22 protein-coding genes and 1 riboswitch are annotated in these 21,883 nt (G+C 67.2%); of the genes, 12 read left to right on the top strand and 10 right to left on the bottom strand.

The window, feature by feature from the left end; translation table 11 throughout:
- Positions 1-28 precede the first annotated feature (28 nt).
- Positions 29-484: an NUDIX hydrolase gene (locus ACWZHB_RS08225; protein ID WP_427907330.1), complete on the top strand. Its 456-nt coding sequence runs from the start codon at positions 29-31 to the stop codon at positions 482-484.
- Between the two features lie 5 nt (positions 485-489).
- Here ACWZHB_RS08225 and ACWZHB_RS08220 read toward each other — a convergent pair whose 3' ends face one another.
- Positions 490-1,728: a TerD family protein gene (locus ACWZHB_RS08220; RefSeq protein ID WP_427907329.1), complete on the bottom strand. Its 1,239-nt coding sequence runs from the start codon at positions 1,726-1,728 to the stop codon at positions 490-492.
- 169 nt (positions 1,729-1,897) lie between these two features.
- Between ACWZHB_RS08220 and ACWZHB_RS08215 the strand changes: the two genes are divergently transcribed.
- Entirely contained in the window at positions 1,898-2,044 is a 147-nt protein-coding gene (locus tag ACWZHB_RS08215) for a hypothetical protein (protein WP_427907328.1), read from the top strand.
- A gap of 75 nt (positions 2,045-2,119) precedes the next feature.
- Here the strand turns inward: ACWZHB_RS08215 and gndA are convergent, their stop codons facing one another.
- On the bottom strand, positions 2,120-3,565 hold the full coding sequence (gndA, locus tag ACWZHB_RS08210; RefSeq protein ID WP_427907327.1) for an NADP-dependent phosphogluconate dehydrogenase: 1,446 nt from the start codon (positions 3,563-3,565) through the stop codon (positions 2,120-2,122).
- Between the two features lie 168 nt (positions 3,566-3,733).
- Positions 3,734-3,830: riboswitch (TPP riboswitch) on the top strand.
- Here gndA and ACWZHB_RS08205 point away from each other — a divergent pair.
- The 4 genes from ACWZHB_RS08205 (at position 3,818) to ACWZHB_RS08190 (ending at position 7,175) form a co-directional block, all read left to right on the top strand.
- Entirely contained in the window at positions 3,818-4,528 is a 711-nt protein-coding gene (locus ACWZHB_RS08205; RefSeq protein ID WP_427907326.1) for a TenA family protein, read from the top strand. Its footprint overlaps the riboswitch before it by 13 nt.
- Positions 4,525-5,547 (top strand): ABC transporter substrate-binding protein, encoded by a 1,023-nt coding sequence (locus tag ACWZHB_RS08200; protein ID WP_427907325.1) that lies wholly within the window; start codon positions 4,525-4,527, stop codon positions 5,545-5,547. Before ACWZHB_RS08205 ends, ACWZHB_RS08200 begins: the two co-directional genes overlap by 4 nt.
- Positions 5,525-6,376, top strand: coding sequence for an ABC transporter permease (locus tag ACWZHB_RS08195; protein WP_427907324.1), 852 nt, complete (start codon positions 5,525-5,527; stop codon positions 6,374-6,376). The genes ACWZHB_RS08200 and ACWZHB_RS08195 overlap by 23 nt, the downstream gene beginning before the upstream one ends.
- Positions 6,369-7,175 (top strand): ABC transporter ATP-binding protein, encoded by an 807-nt coding sequence (locus ACWZHB_RS08190; protein ID WP_427907323.1) that lies wholly within the window; start codon positions 6,369-6,371, stop codon positions 7,173-7,175. The genes ACWZHB_RS08195 and ACWZHB_RS08190 overlap by 8 nt, the downstream gene beginning before the upstream one ends.
- Positions 7,176-7,225: 50 nt before the next feature.
- Here ACWZHB_RS08190 and ACWZHB_RS08185 read toward each other — a convergent pair whose 3' ends face one another.
- Entirely contained in the window at positions 7,226-9,145 is a 1,920-nt protein-coding gene (locus ACWZHB_RS08185; protein WP_427907322.1) for a S9 family peptidase, read from the bottom strand.
- Between the two features lie 64 nt (positions 9,146-9,209).
- A complete protein-coding gene (locus ACWZHB_RS08180) occupies positions 9,210-10,655 on the bottom strand; it encodes an FUSC family protein (RefSeq protein WP_427907321.1) in 1,446 nt (481 codons plus the stop codon).
- Positions 10,656-10,728: 73 nt separating this feature from the next.
- Between ACWZHB_RS08180 and ACWZHB_RS08175 the strand changes: the two genes are divergently transcribed.
- The 4 genes from ACWZHB_RS08175 (at position 10,729) to ACWZHB_RS08160 (ending at position 13,599) form a co-directional block, all read left to right on the top strand.
- Positions 10,729-11,247 (top strand): MarR family winged helix-turn-helix transcriptional regulator, encoded by a 519-nt coding sequence (locus ACWZHB_RS08175; protein WP_427907320.1) that lies wholly within the window; start codon positions 10,729-10,731, stop codon positions 11,245-11,247.
- A 10-nt stretch (positions 11,248-11,257) separates the two neighbouring features.
- Positions 11,258-11,485: a hypothetical protein gene (locus tag ACWZHB_RS08170; protein WP_427907319.1), complete on the top strand. Its 228-nt coding sequence runs from the start codon at positions 11,258-11,260 to the stop codon at positions 11,483-11,485.
- Positions 11,486-11,577: 92 nt separating this feature from the next.
- On the top strand, positions 11,578-12,090 hold the full coding sequence (locus ACWZHB_RS08165) for a cytochrome P450 (protein WP_427907318.1): 513 nt from the start codon (positions 11,578-11,580) through the stop codon (positions 12,088-12,090).
- A gap of 279 nt (positions 12,091-12,369) precedes the next feature.
- A complete protein-coding gene (locus tag ACWZHB_RS08160; protein ID WP_427907317.1) occupies positions 12,370-13,599 on the top strand; it encodes a PucR family transcriptional regulator in 1,230 nt (409 codons plus the stop codon).
- 65 nt (positions 13,600-13,664) lie between these two features.
- On the opposite strand, the gene ACWZHB_RS08155 is transcribed toward ACWZHB_RS08160, so the two are convergent.
- Positions 13,665-14,822 carry a PucR family transcriptional regulator gene (locus tag ACWZHB_RS08155; RefSeq protein ID WP_427907316.1) on the bottom strand — a complete coding sequence of 386 codons (1,158 nt, stop codon included), beginning with the start codon at positions 14,820-14,822 and terminating at the stop codon, positions 13,665-13,667.
- Between the two features lie 538 nt (positions 14,823-15,360).
- Here ACWZHB_RS08155 and ACWZHB_RS08150 point away from each other — a divergent pair.
- On the top strand, positions 15,361-16,161 hold the full coding sequence (locus ACWZHB_RS08150) for an adenylate/guanylate cyclase domain-containing protein (RefSeq protein ID WP_427909112.1): 801 nt from the start codon (positions 15,361-15,363) through the stop codon (positions 16,159-16,161).
- Between the two features lie 5 nt (positions 16,162-16,166).
- Here ACWZHB_RS08150 and ACWZHB_RS08145 read toward each other — a convergent pair whose 3' ends face one another.
- Both ACWZHB_RS08145 and ACWZHB_RS08140 read right to left on the bottom strand, forming a co-directional pair.
- A complete protein-coding gene (locus tag ACWZHB_RS08145; RefSeq protein WP_427907315.1) occupies positions 16,167-17,420 on the bottom strand; it encodes a PucR family transcriptional regulator in 1,254 nt (417 codons plus the stop codon).
- Positions 17,421-17,668: 248 nt separating this feature from the next.
- The gene (locus ACWZHB_RS08140) at positions 17,669-18,283 is read right to left on the bottom strand and encodes an LppU/SCO3897 family protein (RefSeq protein ID WP_427907314.1); all 615 of its coding nucleotides are present in this window, start codon (positions 18,281-18,283) and stop codon (positions 17,669-17,671) included.
- A gap of 297 nt (positions 18,284-18,580) precedes the next feature.
- On the opposite strand from ACWZHB_RS08140, the gene ACWZHB_RS08135 reads away from it, so the two are divergent.
- Complete coding sequence (locus ACWZHB_RS08135; protein ID WP_427907313.1) at positions 18,581-19,189, top strand: hypothetical protein; 609 nt, start codon at positions 18,581-18,583, stop codon at positions 19,187-19,189.
- Positions 19,190-19,228: 39 nt separating this feature from the next.
- On the opposite strand, the gene ACWZHB_RS08130 is transcribed toward ACWZHB_RS08135, so the two are convergent.
- Genes ACWZHB_RS08130 through ACWZHB_RS08120 form a run of 3 tightly spaced genes read right to left on the bottom strand, consistent with a single transcriptional unit; the run spans position 19,229 to position 21,836 of the window.
- Positions 19,229-20,191 (bottom strand): ABC transporter substrate-binding protein, encoded by a 963-nt coding sequence (locus ACWZHB_RS08130; protein WP_427907312.1) that lies wholly within the window; start codon positions 20,189-20,191, stop codon positions 19,229-19,231.
- 27 nt (positions 20,192-20,218) lie between these two features.
- Positions 20,219-20,977 (bottom strand): ABC transporter ATP-binding protein, encoded by a 759-nt coding sequence (locus ACWZHB_RS08125; RefSeq protein ID WP_427907311.1) that lies wholly within the window; start codon positions 20,975-20,977, stop codon positions 20,219-20,221.
- Between the two features lies 1 nt (position 20,978).
- Complete coding sequence (locus ACWZHB_RS08120; RefSeq protein ID WP_427907310.1) at positions 20,979-21,836, bottom strand: ABC transporter permease; 858 nt, start codon at positions 21,834-21,836, stop codon at positions 20,979-20,981.
- Positions 21,837-21,883: the final 47 nt, after the last annotated feature.

Here is a 21,883-nt window from a genome sequence, read left to right as displayed (position 1 = left end):
GGTATCGAGCGGTGTGGAGTGAGAATCGGTGAGTCCTACGGTATCCGAGGCGGAGTTCGAGGAAATGTCGCGGCGGGCCGAGATCGACGGCACCGCACCCAGAGTCGGTGCGATCATCGATCGTGACGGACAGGTACTACTCCTGGAGCGCCGCGACAGCGGCCCGATCAAAGCCACCCTGAAGCTTCCCGGCGCCACTGTGCTGCCTCGGGAATCCCTCGCCGACGCGGTCGCCCGGGGGGTGTACGAGGAAACAGGGCTGGTCGTCACCGGAATCCGCCATCACGTCGGGGATTTCGATTACTTGTCCCCTGACGCCCGCCCGGTTCGCCGTTTGCACTTCGCAGTGGACGTGGCGACAACCGATCGCATCCAGCTCACCGCGCACGCCCGGTACGTCTGGGCATCACTCGATGATGAAATGCCGGTGACATCCTCGATCCGCCGCATCCTCGATACCTACCGCGACCTCGTTCGCGGTTGACACGGTCAGCCATTTGTCACGAATCGACCCAGCAGGGGCACCGCCTCGCCGGGGTGCTTGGCCTGGAAGCCCTCACCGAGGGCCTGCAGCTGCCAATCTCCGTCGCCGCGGAAGACCTTCGCCATCGCCATGGCGGTGCACCGCATCCCGCCGGTCAGCGAGTATCGGGCCAGTTCGGTGTCGGTGGTGTTGTCGACGAGACGGCAGAACGCGTTGACGATCTTCTCGAAAGTGTGTCCCTGATAGGAGGTTACGACGAACAGCAACGTGCTGACGTGGGCCGGGACGCGGGTCAGGTCGACCAGGATCACCTCGTCGTCGCCCTCACCCTCGCCGGTGAGGTTGTCGCCCTGGTGCCGGATCGATCCGTCCTTGGACGCGAGCTGACCGTAGTAGGCGACGTCGACCAGGTTCCGGTCGGCGAACATCGCCACCCAGGCATCGAGGTCGATCTCGATCGCACGCCTCCCGAACAGCCCGCCGCGCCTGATCGGGTCCCAGCCCAACCCCATGCGAATGAAGGTCAACGCGACGCCGCCGTCTTTGCGCAGGGTGACCCGTTGCCCTTTCGCCAGGCTGACGGGTCGATCCTTCGACAGTCGGACCTGACCGGCCGAGGCCGGTGACGGCGCAGTCGAGGGTGACGCGTGACCGGCAGTCGAAGGAAGCGGCGGTGGATAGCTCGGGTGCGGTGGTGTGGCGGGGTAGGCCGGGTTCGAAGCGACGGCCGGTGGCGCAGCGTCGTCGACAGTGATGCCGTGATCGGTGACCAAGGCGGCGAACCCACCCGCGTACCCCGCTCCGACCGCGCGCACTTTCCAGCTGCCCTGGCGGCGATAGAGCTCTATCGCGATCACGATGGACTCGCTCGTCAAACCGTCGATTCGATACTCGTACAACCGATTACCCGCGCTGTCGGCGATGGACACCGACGGTGCCGCGATCCGGCCGAAGGTGGCGCGCGCGTCATCGAGGGTGATCACCGCCCGGATCTGGGCGACGTCGGCCGGGACCTGATCCAGTGACGCCGCCAACCCCGAGGGTCGCCCCGCTGAAGTCGGTTGCAGGCGAACGCCGGGACCCGTCGGCTGGTTGTAGAAGACGAAGTCCGCGTCCGAGCGGACCTTGCCCGCGTCGGTGACCAGGAGCGCCGACAGTTCCGCGGGCGCATCGATCTGCACGGTAACCACGACATCGTGGACCGTCAGCGGGCCGTTCTGTCCTTTCGACAACATCGTCGACATATTCGGCCCTCTCACCCCCGACGAATACCTCGTTCCACTGTACGAGAAACCGTTTCGCGCCAACGGCGAAAGCTCAACGCCCGCAACGTGGCCGAGGAGTCGATCGATCGCGGTTAGCTACGGCCAAGGGTGATCTGGGGACAGGGTTCGGTATCGGTGACTTCACCGCATGGATGTCACCGTTCGCCGACGACTGGAACTCGCCGCGGTGGCATGGCAGCGTCGCGGCGTCGAACTGCGCGAACAACTGGCCGTTTTGCGCGAACGACGCATGCGCGCCTGGGATTCGGCGTTCCGCTCGCCCTCGTCTTTCTGATCCCGTTCGTGTTCCGCAGACGGCGAAGTACCCGAATCCGGCGCCCGATCCTGCGGGCGCCGGATTTCCGCGTTCTCAGTCCGCGGCTACCTCGCTGCGGTCGCCGCTCCACAGCGTGTGGAATTTGCCGTCGGCGTCGATGCGCTCGTAGGTGTGCGCGCCGAAGAAATCGCGCTGGCCCTGGGTCAGTGCGGCAGGCAGGCGCTCAGCGCGCAGTGCGTCGTAATACGACAGCGACGACGCGAAAGCCGGGACCGGGATACCGAGCAGGGTGGCGGTGGACACCACGCGCCGCCAGCTGTCGATCGCCGTCTCGATCGCCTCGCGGAAATACGGTGCGAGGATCAGGCTCGGCAGCGCGGGGTCCTGCTCGTAGGCGTCCTTGATCCGGTTCAGGAACCGCGCCCGGATGATGCAACCGCCGCGCCAGATCGTCGCCAGGTCGCCGGGGTGCAGATCCCAGTCGTATTCGGCGCTGCCCGCGGCGATCTGGTCGAAGCCCTGTGCGTAGGCGACGACCTTGGACGCGTACAGCGCCTGCCGGATGTCCTCGGTGAACTGTGCGACATCGGTGGGCTTGTCGGCGAGGGTGCCCGACGCGAGACCCACGGCGGCTTTGCGCTGGGCACGGGACCCGGACAGTGCCCTGGCGAAGACCGCCTCCGCGATTCCGGTCACCGGCACACCGAGATCGAGCGCGGACTTGACCGTCCAGCGGCCGGTGCCCTTCTGCTCGGCGGCGTCGACGATGACGTCTACCAGTGGCTTACCGGTCTTCGCGTCGACCTGGGCGAGCACCTGCGCGGTGATCTCGACCAGGTAGCTCTCCAGGTCGCCGGAGTTCCACTGCGTGAACACGTCCGCGATCTGCCCGGCGTCGAAACCGAGCGCGTCCCGGAACAGGTGGTAGGCCTCGCCGATCAACTGCATATCGGCGTATTCGATGCCGTTGTGCACCATCTTGACGAAGTGCCCGGAACCGTCGGGACCGATGTGGGTGCAGCACGGGGTGCCGTCGACCTGCGCCGCGATCGACTCCAGCAGCGGGCCGAGCGACTCGTAGGACTCCTTCGGCCCGCCCGGCATGATCGCGGGACCGTTGAGCGCGCCCTCCTCGCCGCCCGAGATGCCCGCCCCGACGAAGTTGAGGCCACGTTCAGCCATGGCGGCCTCGCGGCGGATCGTGTCAGTGTAGAGCGCGTTGCCGCCGTCGATGATGATGTCGCCCGGCTCCATCGCGGCGGCCAGCTCCTCGATGACGGTGTCGGTCGCCGCGCCCGCCTTGACCATGATCAACACCCGCCGCGGCTTCTCCAGCGCCGCGACGAACTCCTCGACGGTCTCGGTGCGGACGAAATCGCCGTCACCGCCGTGCTCGGCGAGCAGCGCGTCGGTCTTGGCCACGGAGCGGTTGTGCAACGCGACGGTGTAACCGTGCTTGGCGAAGTTGCGGGCGATATTGCTGCCCATCACGGCCAGACCGGTGACACCGATGTGTGCACGCGCGGTAGAGGTCGACATTGATCAGCTCTCTTCGTTCGGCGGATTCGACGGGTGCAAAAAGCACGGACTCCTTGGCAGGCAAGTTACCGGTTGCCGGGCCGGGGACGAACACCTACCACCGTGACCGCGGTCTCGCCCAGAACCGGGCGTGGACCGCGTGTCGGTGGTCGCTGCTAATGTCGGTCGAGTTCTGACACGGGGTGTCTCGCGACCGCGAGGCTGAGAACAGACCCGCTGAACCTGCTCAGGTAATGCTGACGAAGGGATGTCATGGTGTCGCACGCCCACACCACAAATACCGGCCTGTTCACCGATCACCTCTGGGACCGGACCAAAGTCCTGCGCAGTGCGATCGACGACTTGGAGTTCCTGCGGCACCTCGGCGAGGGCACCCTGCCGCTCGAGGTGTTTCGCACCTACATCGAACAGGATTCGCTGTATCTCACCGGATACTCGAAGGCGCTGGCGATCCTCGCCGCGAAGTCGCCGGACCCGCAGACCGCGGCCTTCTGGGCAACCTCGGCCGCGAACGCCGCCGCTGTCGAGTCGGCCATGCACGACCAGATGCTCACCGGTGGCGCGCTGCCGCCACGGCAGGGTGAGCCGGAACATTCGCAGACCTGCCTTGCCTATGTCTCCTACCTGATCGCCGCCGCCGCGACCGAGTCCTACGCCGTCGCCGCGGCGGCCGCGCTCCCCTGCTTCTGGATCTACGCCGAGGTGGGACGCGACCTGGCCGAGAGCGCCGCGAAGGTGATCGCCGCCGATTCCGCCCATCCGTACGCCCAGTGGGTCACCACCTACGGCGCCGAGGAATTCCAGCAGTCCGCGGCGACGGCTCGAGCGCTGGTCGACGCCGCCGCCGAGTCGGCGGGCGAACAGGAGCGGACGGCGATGGAGAAGGCCTTCATCCTCGCCGTGCGCTACGAGTTGATGTTCTGGGACACCGCCCTGCATCCGCAGCCATGGCCTGCTGCATGAGCGGGCGTCTGCGCCGCGCGCTCGCGGTCATGGCAGCCATCGTCGCGACCCTGTCGCTGCTCACTGCGTGCGGTTCGGGCGGCAGTTCTGATCACACCATCCGGTTCGCGCTGGACTGGACGCCGAATACCAACCACGCCGGGCTCTATGTCGCGTTGCAGCGCGGCTACTTCGCCGACGCCGGCCTGGATGTGCAGGTCCTGCCGTACAACAACACCTCGGTCGACACGATGATCGACGCCGGAAACGCGGAATTCGGGATCAGCACCCACAATTCGTCGACCTTCGCCCGCGCGTCGGGGGCACAGGTCAAGTCGGTGCTCGCCCCACTGCAGCACTGGGCGACGGGCATCGGCGTGCGTGCCGATCGCGCCGACCTCGCGAGCCCGAAGGACCTCGACGGCAAGACCTACGCCGGTTTCGGCGATCCGGGCGAGAAGGAAGCACTCCAGCAGGTCATCCGCAACGATGGTGGCACCGGCGATTTCACCTCGGTGATGCTGGGTTCGTCGGCCTACGAAGCGGTCTACTCCGGCAAGGCGGACTTCACCGTCTCCTATCTGGCGTGGGAAGGCATCGAGGCCGAACACCACGGCACCCCGATGCGGTACTTCCGATACACCGATTTCGGTTTCCCGGATTCCTACGCGATCGTGATCGATGCCAACGAGGGCTGGCTGGCCGAGAACCCGGACCGCGCCGCGAAATTCGTGCAGGCACTGCAGCGCGGCTACCAGTTCGCCGCCGACAACCCGGACGCGGCGGCACAGGATCTCATCACTGCTAATCCAGGCGCGTTCAACGACGAGGCGCTGGTCTTCGAGAGCCAGCGCATGCTGGCCGCGCAGTTCATGAAGGACGCCGAGGGCAAGGTGGGCACCCAGACCGCGCAGCAGTGGTCGGCGAATTCCGGCTTCCTGTACCGGGGCGGTCTGCTGACCGGCCCCGACGGAAAGCCGCTGGCCACCGAACCCGACTGGTCGACATATTTCACCAATGAGTACCTCGCCGACCGGTGAGCTGTCCGTAGCCGCGTCGCCGCGGGTTCCCAGCGGCGACGACGGCGGGACGGCTCGCTTGGCCGGGATCCGGTGGGCGGTACCGTCGTTCGTCACGGTGGCGGTGCTCGTCGTGATCTGGCAGGTCTACGTCACGAGCAGTGGTGTCCGTCCGCAGGTGCTGCCGTCTCCGCTGCGAGTCGTCCAGCAGGGGTGGGCACACCGGGACGAGATCAGTACCCATGCGGCCGCCACCTTGCAGGTGACGCTGGTCGGGTTCGCGGTGTCGCTGAGTCTGGCGTGGGTGCTGGCGGTGGTCGTGGACTTCTCGCCGTGGCTGCGGCGTGCGTTGGTGCCGCTGTTCGTCGCGTCGCAGACCGTGCCGATCGTCGCGATCGCACCGTTGATGATCATCTGGTTCGGCTTCGGTCTGTTGCCGAAGATCCTGGTGGTGGCGCTGGCCACCTTCTTCCCGATGGCCATCGGCCTGATCGAAGGGTTCGCCGCGGCCGACCGTGACGCGGGCGCGCTGCTGCGCAGCATGGGCGCCTCCCGCGTGCAGGTGTTCCGGTATGTGCGGCTGCCGTCCGCGCTGCCACGATTCTTCACCTCGTTGCGGATCGGGATCACCTACGCGGTCGTCGGTGCCGTGTTCGCCGAATATGTCGGCGCCAGTGTCGGTCTCGGCATCTACATGAGCCTGCAGAAGAATTCGTTCCGCACTGATCTGGTGCTGGCCGCGATTGTGGTGACCGCCCTGCTGAGTATCGCGCTCTACCTGACGACGTTCGCGGTCGAGCGCCTCGTCGCGCCGTGGGCGAGCACGGAGAACAGGAGCAGGCGTGACTGACGCCGAAGGCGATCGGATCGTCGTCGACCAGCTCACCAAGTCGTTCCCGCAGCCGGGCCGGCGCAGCCCCGAGCTCGCGGTGCTCGGTGGGGTGTCGTTCACGGTCCGATCGGGCGAGTTCGTCACGGTGATCGGCCCCAGCGGCTGCGGCAAGAGCACCGTGTTCAACATGCTGGCCGGACTCGAATCCCCCGATTCCGGCAGCGTCGGCTTCCGCGCGGCCGACGGCGAGGACACCGCATCGCACTGCGCCTACATGCCGCAGAAGGACCTGCTGTTCCCCTGGCGGACCATCCTCGACAACACCATCCTCGGCTTGCGTGTCCAGGGTGTCCCGAAAACGGAGGCCCGGCGCCGCGCCCGCGAACTGTTCCCGGTATTCGGCCTTTCCGGTTTCGAAGACGCCCGCCCATCCCAATTGTCGGGTGGGATGCGCCAGCGGGCCGCACTGCTGCGGACCGTCGTCCAGGAACGCGAACTGCTGCTCCTCGACGAACCTTTCGGCGCGCTCGACTCACTGACGCGCACCGAGATGCAGTCGTGGTTACAGCAGGTCTGGCAGCGCTACCGCTGGATGGTCCTGATGATCACCCACGATGTCCGTGAGGCGGTATACCTGTCGGACCGCGTGATCGTCCTGTCGGCGCGCCCGGCCACCGTGCGCCACGAACTGCGCATCGACCTGCCGCGCCCGCGCGAGTTGTCCACGATCACCGCCCCCGAATTCGTCGCGCTGGAAGAGGAACTGCTCGCGATCCTGCACGAGGAATCCCGTCGGGCGTTCACGGAACAGCGGTAGCTCGACCGGTCGGTCGGCGGCGGGCACGAAACCGGCGCCGCGTGGTCGGTCTACCGGTATCCGGTGCGGCCTCCCAGATGCCGGGCGAAATGTTGTTCGACGGCCCGATAGAACCGGATCTGGTTCTCCGGGTTGGCGAAACCGTGTCCCTCGTCGTCGGCGACGAGATATTCGACCGGGATGTCGCGCTCGCGCAGGGAGGCGACGATCCTGTCTGATTCGGCCCGCACCACACGAACGTCGTTGGCCCCCTGCGCGACCAGCAGCGGAGTGCGAATCCGGTCGGCCATGAAGAGGGGTGAGCGGGCGCGCATATCGGCTTCCTGGGCGGGGTCCTCGGGGTCGCCGACGTAGCGATACCAGCTGTTGACGTTGTAGGGCCGGGTGAACGGAGGAAGTGTCCGCAGGAAGTTCGCCAGGTCGGAGACACCCACGTAGTCGACCGCGGCCGCAAAATAGCCGGGGGTCACGGTGACGCCGACGAGGGCGGCGTAGCCACCGTAGGAACCGCCCATGATGCCGATCCGCGCCGGGTCGGCCAACCCTTGGGTCACCGCCCACTCGGCGGCGTCGATGAGGTCGTCGTGCATGGCGCCGGCGAATTCGCCGATCGCGGCGGTGATGTGGCGTTTCCCGTAGCCGGTCGAGCCGCGGAAGTTGACCTGCAGCACCGCGTAGCCACGGTTGGCGAGAAACTGCGCCAGCGGGTCGTAGCCCCACGTGTCGTGCGACCACGGCCCGCCGTGGACCAGCAGCACCAGCGGCAGATTTCGGGGTTCGATCCCGACCGGCAGGGTGCGCAAGGCGTGTAACGGCAACCCGTCGCGCGCCGGGAATTCGATGGCGGTCATCGGCGCCAGTGCGGCCGGGTCCAGGCTCGGGTAGGCACGGAACAGCTGGCGGCTCTCCCCCGTCGTGTGATCGTAGAACCAGGCCACCGCCGGGTCACGGTCGTGGATGAAGGTCGCCACCCAGCGTTGCTCGGACTCGTCCGACGACAACGTGCCGAGCACGCCGTCGGAGAGCCGCGCGAGACCGGCGTAGACCTCGACGAAGTGCGGGTCCACCACCTCGATCCGGGGCCGGTCGCTGACGAAACGCGCCGCGAGGACCTCGCCGGTCCGCCGGCTGACGAACACGGTGGGCGGCAGCACGTCGGGAGCCATCGTGCCGGTGATGTCGAGGCTGTGTCCGGGCACGGCAGCGACTACGGTCTGCTCACCGGTCTCGCGGTCGATCCGGATCAGTCGCAGATCGTCGGAGTCCTGATAGGAGCCGACCAGCAGACCTTTCCCGTCGGGCGTCACCAGCTGTGGCTGCGTACCCATCGGATGCTCCGCGCCTCCGATGCGGTGCAGAAGGTGCTGCTCCCCGGTGCCAGGGTCGATCGTGAAGAACTCGAGGACACCGTCTTCGGCCAGCTGCGCTGCGAAGGCCGGCTGATCGCGGCGGTCCAGCAGTACGGTGTCACCCGGTTCGGTCTGTTCCAGATGCGGCGTTGTCGCCCCACTGGCGACATCGATGCGGAACGCGTCGATGAACATCGGCCGCTGGTTCATCCACACCAGCACGGTTCCCGGGATCTCCGCGGACGGTTGGGCACCGAACACGCGCGAGCCGGGAGCCATGGGTGTCAGGTCAACGGCCGGCTCGTCCGGTGCTTCGAGGTCCACCCGGTACAGATGCCAATCTTCGTTGCCGTCGGTGTCCTGCAGGTACAGCAGCCAGCGCGGATCGTCGGTCCAGTAGTAGGTGGTGATGCCGCGCCGCGCGTCGTGGGTGACGCATACCGCGTCCTCGTGGTCCTCTTCGATTCCGCGCACCCACACATTCCGCCTGCCGTGCGCGGGGGCGCGGTAGGCGATGCGGGTGCCGTCCGGGGAGATCGACGCGCCGGAGAACTCCGGGTCGGCGAAGAACTCCTCGACGCCGATCAGCTCGGGCGGTGCTTCGCTTTTCGATGTCGTCATGTGCGGCTCCTCCAGGTCATCAGCGACGGATCCGATTCGGACAGGCCACGGTGGAACCATGCCCTCAGGACACAGTCAACTCTGCCGGGAGATGCTGCCGATCCGAGCGGCTGATCGTCACGGCCGCGACGATGACGCCGATCGTGACGCCGATCAACGTATCCACGATCCGGCTGACCCCGATCTCGGGCGAGATGTGTGCCCCGAGGCCGACCACAAGCAATGCCATCGGCGTGACCGCGAGCGAGGTGAGTGCGTAGTTGCGGGCGGCCATCAGTTCGGCGCTCACCTGCAGCACCACGATCGCGACCACCGTGGACCAGTAGCCGAGACCCGCAGCGATCAGCAGCGCCCCGATAACCGCGCCGCCGACGTTGCCGAGCAGTCGCTGAATCCCCCGTTGCACGGTCAGCGCATACGACACGCCCTGTATCGCGGCCATCGCACCCATCGACGCCCACAGCGGATGGTCGAGTCCGGCCGCGGCGGCGAACCACCCCGCGCAGGCCGCGGCGAGAGCGATGCGGGCCGCGTTGCCGAGAACCACGCGCGAGCGCAGGCCGGACAGCCCCGTCGCCACGAAACTCGCCGGCCGTGGCAGCGCCGAAACCTCGACCTCGGCGCCGACGTCGAACAATGCGCTGCGCCGCTTGACCTTGCGCAGTTCGGCCTCGTGCCTGGCCACCTCGCGCAGTCGTGTCGGGTCGCCCGCCGCCCACTCGTCGACCGCGGTGTCCGCCTCGTCGACCAGCGCGATCAGGTCACGGTGGTGCCGCGAGTCGTTACCACGAACACCGCTGAGCGCCAGCTTCTCCCGAGCCTGCGCGAGCGCGGCGCGGGCCGTTTCGACAGATCCGCCACGATCGAGGGCAGCGACGGCCGCCAGCGCCCGGGCGACGGCCAGTCGCGCCGGACCGAGCGGCAGGACCAACAAGGGCGTCGCCAGCGCCAACAACCCCACCCCGGCACCGATCGCCGCCGCCAGGCACGTGCGGCCGACATCGCCGGTCGTGGTGACATAACCGACGGCCGCGGTGGCCGCGAAGACAAGGATCACCGGACCGGGACCGGTGATCCGGAAGGCGGACACCGACGCTGCCGCGACCGCGGCACCGACCGCCATCAACGCGACCTCTGCCCAGATCGGCACGTGCGCGAGCGCGAGTAATCCGCCTCCCGCGACGAAGGCGACGAGCAATCCCCCGACAAGCGTCACTGTGGCGGTGACCCGGACCATCGGCTCGTGCCGCGCGAACGCCGACGCCAAGGCGCCGAGCATCGCGAAGCCGGCGTACTGCCGCAGGTCGAGGAGACCGCAGCCGACGAACACCAGCGCGGCGGCGGCGCCGACACGCATCGAGGCCGCTACGGTCGCGTCGGCAGACCGCATTTCGAGCGCCCGCCGCCACGTGGCCGCGGAGACCGAGTGCGCGAGCGCGCCGCCGGAGTGCCGCAGCCGCGAACGGGTGGCACCAGATGGGTTCGGAAGGACGGGAGTTGCGGTAGGCACGCTGTCATCCTAAAGTATTTTACTTATAAACTATATCTGAAATAGTGTGAAACCGGTCGCCTAGGATGAGTGCATGGGCGACACCTCCCCCGACTTCGTCGACGGCGTTCGAGCCGAATGGGCCCGAACCTATCCTCAGCTCGACACCTCGACGATCGACGTGCTCGGACGCATCAACCGCATCAGCACGCTGTCGCTGCACCAACTCGACCAGGCGCTCACCCCCAGGGGTGTCACCCGCGGCGAGTTCGAGTTCCTGTGCGCCCTCGCCCGCGCCGACCGGCCCCTGCGCGCCAGCGAGGTCACCGCGAGAACCATGACCAGCGGCGCCTCGACCACCAAACACGCCGACCGGCTGACGAAGACGGGACTGATCGAACGCCTGCCGTTCGCACGGGACGGCCGGGTGGTGTTGCTGCAGCTGACCGCGGCCGGACGCGAACTCGTCGACGCCGAACTTCCCAGCCGCGTCGAACGAGACCGCCGGCTGCTGGAGGGACTCGACGAGCAGGAGCGGCAGACGCTCGTAGCCCTGCTGCGGCGGGTTTCGCGGAACACCGACGCGGCCGCCTGGCCCGCCGCGGGCCACTGAATGCCACGTCGTGCTCGATGATCACGACGGTGTCGCCCTGGTCGACCAGGCGGTCCCGGATGCGCGGGACAGGCTGTTCGCACCCTCCTATCGGTTCCTCGCCGTATGGCTGACCGAGCGCGCCGCGCAAGAAGGTCTGCCGGAGCGGGACCTGGAGGCGACGACGATCTGGCTCGGCGCGATCGAGAACTACTGGGTGATGACGAACGTGTACCCGACGGCGCGACCCGGGCACTGATCTGATCAGCCTGTTGGTCACCGGCGAGGGCGAGGAAGCCCTGACGAGCGCCGAAATGGTCAGCTTCTACGTATTGCTCCTCGTCGCAGGTCATGAGACGAGGACGAACCTCATCAGCAGCGCCATGCTCGCGCTCTTCGACCGGCCCGCCGTGCGTCAGCAGGTCCGCGATAATCCGGCCGCGACCGCCGCGGTCACCGCGGAGGCGCTGCGCTTCGACGGCCCCGGCCAAGGCCTGCTGCGCATCGCGACTCCACGATGTCGAAATCGGCGGCACGATGATTCCGGTCGGCGCACTCGTCCTATCGCTGATCGGATCCGCGAACCGCGACCCCGAGCACTGGTCCGACCCCGACGACTTCCAGCTGAACCGCCCGAATATCGGGGACCACTTGGCCTTCGGCTCCGGTATCCATTACTGCATCGGCAATGCGCTGGCGCGCATGGAAGCCACCGCAGCCATCGAGGAGATCATGCGCCGCCTGCCCGACCTCGCCCCGGCGGGCGTTCCCGAACGCATCGCCAGCCCGGTCCTGCGGGGCCTGCGCACCCAGCCGGTCACCATCACCCGAACAGCGTCGGCCACCGGACCCTCGATCCGTTGACAAGGACAGCACCGGGCCATACCACCTAGAAGTTACTTGCTGTTCTTAAGACATGCAGGCGCACAATGACACACCTTTCATCCCGCAAGAGCTGAGCATTAAGGCCGATCAACGTATTCAGCGAACCACAGACAGGTCAAGGTCGAGTTTGATAAGTTACTAGTCATTCTCGTTCTGAGTGGACAGGGAGCGAGGCTGTAGACCGCACGATCGGGTTCGCGGGCTCCATTCAGGAGCGACGTTGCGGACAAACCCCGACCGGCGCGAAAGGAGTCCACGATGACGATCGACCTGGACAGCTCGTCGACGCGGTGGCCGTTACCTGATTCGGCGAGCCTCACCGGTCAGCTCATCAGCCACTTCATCGACAATGTATCCACCTGCGATACCCAGCTGGGCGACGCGATCTCCGGCGACATCAGCACGGTGACGAGGAAGTGTCTGGAAATCGGCGACGGCGTCACCGCAGGCCGCAATGTGTCCGGGCAGCTGCGCTGGTTCTCGGCGGCCGCGGCGGGATGGGCCCGCGACGGTGTACCGATCGATACCGTCTTGCGCGCCTTCTACGAAGCGCTGCGAGCGAGCGTGGACGTGATGTGCGCCCCCGACGCGGCCTACGACCGCGACGCACTGATCGACAGACTCCGCATGACCATGGCGATTTCGAACCTCATGTCCACCACGATGATCACTGCCTATCTGCGCGAGTATCGCGGGGTGGTCAGCGAACACCTCACCGCGGCGCGCGCCCTGACCACGGCCCTCCTGACGGGCCGAACCACCGCGCCCATGGCGCGCGACTACGGCATCACTGTCGCCGACACCTATAGCGTGTTGGCACTGTCGATCCCCGGAGCCGATCACGATCGGCCTTTGGACACGGCGATCGTCGTACGGCGAAGGCTCCGAAGAGTTCTCACCGCACTCGCACAGCATCGCGACGACGCTCTCGCCATGCTGTCGATCGGCGGCGGGACGGTCCTGATCCCCGGCGACACTACCGATGACACCCGACCCGACCGTCTGATCGAGGTGCTCTCACGCGCCGCCCGCGTCGACATCTCAGCGACCCTGATCACCGCGGCCACCGACGATATTCCGGATGCCGCGCAGCGCGCTCATGAACTTCTCGACGTCGTCGGGCGGCTCGGCTACGCCCCGCGACTCTATCGATTCGAAGACCTGGCGCTCGAATACCAGCTCACCCGGCCCGGACCCGGCCTGACCGAGCTCGGCGAGCAACTCACGCCGCTGGATCCCCATCCCGATCTACACCGGACACTGCAGGTCCTCATCGCCAATGACATGAACCGCCGGCGCACCGCCCGGATCCTGCACATCCACGCGAACACGGTCAGCTACCGGCTCCACCGAATCGCCGACTTGACCGGACTCGATGCCACGCACGCCGCGGATATGTGGCAACTGAAGTCAGCCGTGATCGCACGGGCATTCACGACGGCGGCAAGTTCGGCAATCACCGCGGTGCCCGTGCCGCAGCGCCGGTAGGGCGGCCGGCTCCCGGTAACGGTCTCCGCTTACCGCAGGCCTCGGCACGGCCGCTGCCGCGCCGATCAGCAAGCCCGCGCGGCGGGTGCGGTCTGATCAGGTTCGCCGCTGTCCGCCGAATCCCGCTCGCTGACACCGGCCATGCGGGCCACGAGCGCCGAACGCAGGCGCCAGATCCCGTCCGAGTGCGTCGGGTCGAACCCGGTGATCTCCGCGATCTTGGTCAGCCGATAGTCGACAGTGTTGGGGTGAACGTGCAGAAGGTGCGCTGTGCGCAGGCGCGTACAGCGGGTCGCGAGATAGGTCTTCAACGTCTCCAGCAGAATCGGATGCGGCTCGAGCGGGTCCAACATCGCGGCCAGATGGCGGCCCGCCGCGCCCGGCCTGGACAGTTGATACTCCAGCGACAGGTCCTCGAAGCGCTCCAGCCCGTCGCGGCGCAGGCGACCCATGAGGTCGAGTACCGCGTGCACGCGCTCGACCGCTTCGGGAATTCCGGCGCCTCGCGCCGACACGAAGGTGGCGCGAACCCGGGTCCGCGCCGCGGCGACAAGGTGCTCGACGAACCGTTGCGCCCCTGCGGGATCGAAGTGATCCGGTGGAATCAGCAGGGTCGCCGTGCCGGCTCCCATCTGCATCAACGCATGATCACCGCACCGGTGCGACACCTCGGCTCTGACCCGGCGAACTGTTCGAGGGGAGACGATCTGGCGCGACTCCCCCTCGGCATGGTGCGGCACGAACGCCACGGCGAAGACGAAGTACTTCTCGGCCAGCCGCACCCCGCAGGCACGGGCCATGGCCGGTGTCGCCTTCCCTGCCATCAGGGCCGCGGCCAGAGCGTCGGCGCCCGCCGCGCGCGTTTCACTCGAGTACGCCTGCGCGATCACGGTGGCGAGCCTGCTGGTCAGCTCGAAGAACGCTCGCGTCACTTCGGCCACGGCCACGCGGTCCGCGGCGGACTCGGCCCGCGCGAGGAGATGGTCGAACACCATCCGCGTGCCGGCGCGCACCGCCTTGTGCATCGAGTCGACGGGGACGCCCTCGCGTGCCCATTCCGTCACGCCGAAGCGCACATCGGCCAGCGGCTTCGTGGTGTCCGCGCCCGTGAGCAGTCCGGCGGTCAAATCCAGGCATGCCTTCACCAGCACGGTGACATCGCGACGCAGGTCGGCTAGCGGGACGCGGCCGGACAGTTCGCTGTCGACGATGAATCGGCTCATAATCCTGCCCGAAATCGTTGACGCCGCAGGGAGATCGCCGACCATCGGCCGACCTGGCATCGTCACGATCGGGGCCGGCAGGACGCTGTTCGGCATGCGCGAATACCCACTTTCCGGTGTTTTGCGCTCTATCGTGCGTTCTCAGCACCTCGCGTTCCAATGGCGTTTCGCACCCGAATGGAAGTTTCGCTGTGCAATGTGCACCAGCGGCCGTCCGCCAGGCGCGTCACCTGTACACCGAAATTCGGCGCGAGCGAGGCCGTGACTCCGGCGGACGCGGGCCCGGCACCTCCGCTCAGATCCGCGTCGAGGCTGGAGGGTAGCGCCATTTCGGCTGGACCTCGGCCTCGAACGACGAAGTAGGCACAGTCCGCCGACAGCAACGAGGCACCTCGCCGCACGATCACCAATCCGCATGCACCGAAACATACCGCTCGGAATTCGGGTGAACGACTGTGTACTATTTTGCCGTGAACAGCTCGGGCGCGCAGCCGCTACAGGGTTCGACCAGCTACGCTACTCCGCCGGGGTTCCTCCGGTGACCACCGTCGTGATCACCGTGCTCGCGATCATCGCCGCCGGTGAAGCCATCGGCCTGATCACCCTGTCGATCCTGTTGGTGCGCAGTCGGCGTAAACGGCGAGCACCGCTGCGGGCGACGACCACACAGCGGTTGATGGTGGGCGGCCGCGAAGCGGTGCGAACCGCGTGGCAGGCCGCGGATCTGGTGCGTGCCAAAGGTTTTCGCGCTGCGGTGCTGACCTCCATCGAAGACCTCGCGGGCTGGGCGCGGGTCGAGCGTCCCGATCTGGCCAGGCTGGCACCGGACGGCAACGTCGTGATCATGTTCTCCGACATCGAACAATCGACCGCGCTCAACGAACACCTGGGCGACCGTGCCTGGGTCAAACTACTCGACCGCCACCACCGCCTGGTCGAGCGATGCGTGCAGGCCCACAGCGGCCATGTGGTGAAGAACCAGGGCGACGGCTACATGATCGCCTTCGCCGCGCCGGAGCGGGCGGTCGACTGCGGCCTCGCCATCCAGGCAGCACTACGCAAGGACGCCGAATCATCGCGGGACGGAACAGATTTCAAGGTCCGGATCGGCATCCACATGGGGACCTCCGTCCGCCGGGGTGACGATCTGTTCGGACGCAATGTCGCCATGGCCGCGCGCGTCACCGCGCAGGCCGAGGGTGGCGAAGTCCTGCTCAGCGAGCAGGTGCTGGAGTCGATCGGAAGCCCGGCGAATCTCACCATCGGGACCGGTCGCGACGCGACCCTCAAGGGCCTGCGCGGCACTCACCGCCTCACCCCGGTCTGCGCTGCGCGGTAATTCGCTCACGTCGGCCGCGGTGCGCTCTGCCGCCAGAACAGTGCGTCCAGCGCGACGGCGATGTGCACGCTGTTCTCCGCCAGCGGGCGGGGCAGCAGCTCGTCGGCGCGGGCCAGCCTGCGCAAGATCGTATTCCGGTGGGTGAACAGGCGCGCCGCAGCGCGCGTGGCGTTGCACTGCTCGTTGATGTAGGCGAGCACCGATTCCCGCAGTTCGCTGTCGGCGTGTTCCAGCTCGCCGAGCGTGTATTTGATGAAACGGTCTGCCTGAGCGCCGTTTTCGGTGATCAGCGAGGTCAATTGCACTTCGCTGAAAGTGACCGTCCGCCGGGTGCTGTGCGGGCGGGCGAGGATTCGGTGCGCGGCCTGGGCGTCGAGGTGACTCGTCCGGAAACCCGCGAGGTTTCGGCCAGTCGAACCGATGGCGATCCGCACGCCGGGGATATGGTCCAAAGCTTCGGCCAGCGCCGCGGTGTCGGGCGGGGTGGGGCCGGGCACCCAGACCCACAGGGTAGCCGCGCTGGCGAGCAGACTCAGCGCCGTCGCCGCACCGGCGGCCTGGGCGAGCGCCCTGGTCACCCGGTGCGGTTCCTCGAGTTCGGCACCGGGAACGTCACTCCAGGCGATGGCGGCGGTATGGGTCGTGTCGAGCCGATATCCGAGCTGGGCCGCCGCACGCTCGATATTGATGGGTTCGCCCTCGAGAATGAGCGAGATCATTTCCCGCCGTTCGGCATACGAGCCGTGGGCGAGCTCGTCGCGCTCGTGTTCGATGACCTCGGTGATCGCCTCGATGGTGCCGTCGACGAATCCGGCGATCGAGGCGGCGGTGACCTCGAAGACCTCTTGCAGCTCGAACGGGTCGGGCGTCAGGATGAAGATGATCGTCATCCACCGCCGCCATACGACGTCTTGACCCACGCGGTAGGCCTGCAGCGCGGCCTCGTTCATGCCGCGGCGGACCAGGTCGCGCACGATGGCGATCTGGTCGGCGCCGAGGTTGATCGGCACCGGCATGCCCGGATCGGCCACGTTGGCCGAGGCCCAGTGCAGCAGGTTGCCCCGATTGACGCGCCGCACCGCCTCCGCCAGCAACGGATCCCCGGCGATGGCACGCAGGCTGGTTTTCCGGAGCGTGGCGTCATAGAGCTCGTCGAGCCACTCCTCCGGCGCGTTCATCGCGATCTCGGCACCTTGGCGGATCACTTCACGCGCGCGGTCGGACAGGCGTCGATCGAACAGACCATCACCAGCATGCACCGCCTGATTATGCAACCTTCGATCTGAGTCCCATGCCGAGTTGGCGGTCAACCGACAGTGGAGGCGCGCTCGACCAGGTGGGGGCGGTAGCAAATGTGTTCCGACGCCCCCTTCCCGGCTTCCGCAGCCCCGATCAGCAGGTCGACGGCGGCGGCGCCGATCTCGGCACGCTGGGGAGCGGGCGGTGGTCTGCCTCGACACCGGACATAGTGATCTGGTCAACAGCGACCGACTTCCGATCGGGCCGGTCAGCGGGTGCTGACGCAGACCACGTAGCGGCGCTGGTCGTAGACGACACCGCGGTCGCCGATCGTGCAGACGTTCACATCCGTGGTGTCGTGCCGGACCTCGAGGACGCGGACCCGACCTGGGACGTCGGCGGCGCAGTCGACGTGTCCGACCGCGTCACCCGCCAGGTCGAGGCATTCACCGACGGTCCAGTCGATATCCAGGCAGACGGTCTCGTCCACGCCGCCCGGCAGTGTCCGATGGTGCGCGAGGTCGACGTCGCTCGGGCACTGACTGCCCACCGACGCCAATTCCGTCACCTTGTAGCGGGAGTTGACGTCGCCGCACGCGACCTGCCGAATATCGGCCGCATGCACATCCACACAATCGCCCGCACTCAGTTCCACCCACGGAATCTGCGTCGCGGACTTTGTCAATGTGGACGCGACACCGCCGGAAAGCTCGGTAATAGTTCCCAGCGGTTGAGTAGTCGAAACCTCGGTCGGCAAAGTTCTTGCGGCAGAGGCGTTATCGGGCCCGCCGGGCTCGCGCTCCGCGAACCCCACAAAGACGGAAAGCGCTAGGTAGAACGCGCCTGCCAGGGCGAACACCGCTCCCGTCGCCACGCCGACCACAGCTAGAGTTCTCCGACGCACCATCTGTTGTCCTACTCATCCGCTGGACATCCCCGACCGGCGTCCCACTCGCCTGACAGTTCTTACACGGCCGCACACGAATGTGTCGAATTGTGAATCCGCGCATTTTAACAATGAGAAATACTGGTCTGCCGCCCAATTCGGGACGGTTCACCGACAACCGGAAAAGGGTGCTATTGTCTGCCCGATCTCACTGGCGGACAACATGGTTCGTGCCCGAGCAAAGGCACGCCGTTCGGCCGCGCAATTGTTCGTGATGCGTAAAGGAAATACCTGATGAAACTCGGTTACCTCCCTGCTGCCACGCTCCTCGTCGGCGCCACCGTCTGGATCACCGCGGGAACCGCCACCGCACAGCCGGTCGCACCGACCCCCGAGGCCACCACGTCCGGGGTCGACCAGTCCGTGCGCTACGAGGCCACCCTCACCGAGTTCTCCCGGGTGCTGACCACCACCGTCGCCGGCGGCACCTTCACCACCACCGACGACAACACCGCGGTGACCCTCGTCGCCGACTCCGGCGCCGTCGTCACCCGTATCCCGCTCGTCTACCAGATCTCCGGCAAGGAGATGCGGGTAGCGCAAACGATTTCCGACAACGGCCACCACCTCGTCCTCGCCCCGCAGCCGAGCGCCACCGCGGTCGGCGAGATGCAGGCCATCAGCCCGATGTCTCAGCTGACCAACGAGATCAACCGCAACGTGGTCGGCGTCGTCGCGGGCGGCCTGCTCGGCGGCCTCATCGGGACAGTCCTCGGCTTCGGTTTCCTCAGCATCATCACCGGCCCCGTCGGCCTGGTCCTCGGCGCGATCGCCGGCGGCTACGCCATGGGTGGCCAGCCCTTCCTCGACGCCGTCACCGCCGCCGTCAGTGGCCGGCCCTGACGTTCCCGTCCTCGCGGCTCGCGGGGACGGGAGCAGCTGCTATCCGTTCACCGGAAGGAAGCGGTTGTCGATCAGAGTCGCGTAGTCCGGCAGCGGGGTACCGGCCTTGATCTTGCCTTGGCTTTCGGCCCATCGCCCGAGCTCATCGAGCTTGCCCGGCAGCGCGGGCGGCAATTGCAGGGTGAAGTCGAACTGCGGAAGCACGGTACGCAGCAGGTCGGGGCGCAGCTGGGTGGCAGTGGAGACCGCCTCGACAGCGGGATCGGCGAGGGCTTTCAATTGCTCGCTCGCCTCGGCGAGTGCCGCGAAGAAGGCGGTCAGCGCACCCGCTTTCCGGGTGGCAGCGTCTTGCGTCGCGAGGTAGAGGCTGTGCTGGTTGTAGCTGCCGCCGGACAGTTCGACCGCGTCGGCGCCGAGCGCCGCGACAACCTGGGCCTGGTAGGGCTGGAAGATCGACACCGCGTCCACGTCGCCCCGGGTGGCCGCGGTGACCGTCGCCGAGGGTGCCACCTGAACGAGGTTCGCCTCGATATTGTTGTGCGACAACGTATTCGCGGCGAAGTAGGCAGCGCTCGTACCCAGCGGTGTGCCGATGGATTTGCCTGCCAGATCCGCGACATCGTTGATGCCTGCGCTGCGCCGGGCGATGATGCGCGAGCCCTCCCAGCGGGAGCCGTCACCGACGATGCGCAGCGACGGCGACCGGGTGAGCACCGCCGAGGTGGGCACGTCGGCGGCGGTGGCGATGTCGACCTGTCCGGCGGCGACTGCCTGCAGCGCTTCGACGCCGGAGGGAAAGTTGACGACTTCGACGTTGACGTTGTGCTTGTCGAACAACCCCACCCGGTCGGCGACGGGTATCTGAGCCCAGGACGGGTCGACGACGAAACCAACGGTGAGCGTGTCGGGATCGGCGCTGCCCGCTTCGCCGCAAGCGGTAGCGACCGAGAGGGCGAGAGCGGCAAGGGCCGCGGCGGCAGTGCGTCGGAGAGAGTTCTTCACGTGGGGTCCTAGCTCGAAAAGGTGGGGTCAGGCAATGGCGTGATCGATGCCGAGCTCGTGATGCAAAAGCTTGCGGATCTGGCTGTAGCCGGGCTGTTCGGCCAGTGCGTCCGAATGACGCGGCCGGGTCAAGGGATTGGCGATGTGGTCGACTAGGTGGCCGTCACGCAGCACGCTGACGGTGTCGGACAGCCGGATCGCTTCGTCGATGTCGTGGGTGACGAACACGACGGTGCGGTGGTATCTGGTCCACAGGTCGATGAGCAGGTCCTGCATCTTCAGCCGGGTCAGCGCGTCCAGTGCCGCGAACGGTTCGTCCATCAGCATCACGGTGGGCTCCCCGGCGAGCATGCGGGCGATGCTCACCCGCTGACGCATGCCGCCGGACAATTCGCTGGGGCGGCGTGCGCCGACGCCGTCGGGCAGCCCGACGACATCGAGGAGTTCGGCGACTCGCGCCGGTCGCGCCCTGGCTCGAACGCCCCGAGCGCGGAGGGTGAACTCGATGTTGTCGGCCACCGACATCCACGGAAACAGCACGTCACGCTGAAAAGCCATGCCGCGGCGTGGATCCGGTGCCAGTACCGGGGTGTCGTTGTCGGTCACCGTCCCGGCGGTGGGGGTGATGAGACCGGCAAGGCAGTGCAGCAGGGTCGACTTGCCGCTGCCCGAGGCGCCGACCAGCACGGTGAACGAGCCGTCGGGGATCGACATGCTGATCCCGTCGAGTGTCGGGGCGGGCTGTCCGGGGTAGTGAACGACGAGGTCGTTGGTGTGGATCGCCATCTCAGTGCTCCTTTTCCGACCATGTCGTCAGCGGCGCGGTGAGCGAGGCGATCGCCAGGTCGCAGACGGCGCCGATGATGCCGAGAACGATCAGGCACGCGATCACCCGGTCGGCTTGGGAGAACATCTGCGACTGATAGATGCGATAGCCGATTCCCTCGGTCGTTCCGGTCATTTCGGCGACGACGATGAGGACGAACGACATCGCGGCACCGACCCGCAGACCGGAGACGATGTCGGGAGCCGCCTCCGGCAACACGATCCTGAGCAGCGTCTGACGCCGCCCCGCGCCCAGGCACCGCGCCGCTTGCAGGTAGTCCTCAGGGGTGCCCGACAAGCCCGTGTGGCTGTTGATCCATACCGGCACGAAAACGCCGAGCGCGATCACCAGCGCCTTGCTGTCCTCGCCGAGCCCGAACCACAGGATCGCCAGCGGGACGAGTCCGATCGTGGGAATGGGCGAGAGCAATCGCAGGACCGGCTGCAGCAGTGCGCGACCGGTCGCGGTGTTCGCGGTCAGCACCGCGGCGGCGATGCCTGCCAGCGCGCCGATGACGAATCCCGTTGCGGCACGGCGCAAGCTGGCGGTGATGTCGTCGGCCAACATGCCGTCGAGCCACATGCTGCGCCCAGCTCGCCCGATCTCGGGCAGTGCCGGAAACAGCTCATCGGGGAACTGCCCGCCCGCCGCTACCAGCGACCACACCAGGGCGGCCAGACCGAGGCCGGCGATGGTGAACGTCAGTGCCTTCGCGCGCGCGATCCAGGCTGCTGCGCCGGGGTGGCGTGGACGCCGTGCGTTGCGTTTCGAGGTTGCCGGTGGATCGGGTGCTGTTTTGGTTCCCACGCTGGTTGTCACGTCGTCGTCCTTCCTTCGGTTCCATGTCGGTGTGAGCGGGCCACGGC

It is taken from the genome of Nocardia sp. FBN12 (genome assembly GCF_054031145.1).
Note: the sequence above shows the minus strand (reverse complement) of the source record. Positions and strands in the feature narration are given on the sequence as shown.